This is a genomic window from Citrobacter sp. TBCS-14, from assembly GCF_005280805.1.
GTDB lineage: Bacteria > Pseudomonadota > Gammaproteobacteria > Enterobacterales > Enterobacteriaceae > Citrobacter > Citrobacter gillenii.
The window spans coordinates 421-682 of record NZ_SZWM01000257.1; the positions used below are offsets into that span (position 1 = coordinate 421).

Annotated in this window: 1 protein-coding gene; it reads right to left on the bottom strand. The window is 54.6% G+C overall.

The genetic code is table 11. From position 1 onward, the window contains the following. The coding region (locus tag FDX22_RS12365) for a S1 RNA-binding domain-containing protein (RefSeq protein ID WP_146717267.1) at positions 1-262 on the bottom strand (262 nt) is incomplete at both ends.

Sequence of the window (262 nt, forward strand, 5' to 3'; positions counted from 1 at the left end):
GTGCGACGCCCCCGGCATAAAGACGAGATAACGGGAAGGTAGCGTGATGTCCGTTGTCAGGCGTGCGCCCTTCGTGCCCAGAGGATCTTTCACCACCTGTACCATCAGGTCTTGCCCCTGACGCACAAGTTCGGAGATATCGCGTACAGTGAACTGTTTTTGTTCTTCACCCGCTACGCATTCGGTATGCGGCATGATGTCTGATGCGTGGAGAAATGCGGCTTTATCCAGCCCAATATCTACAAAAGCCGCCTGCATACCC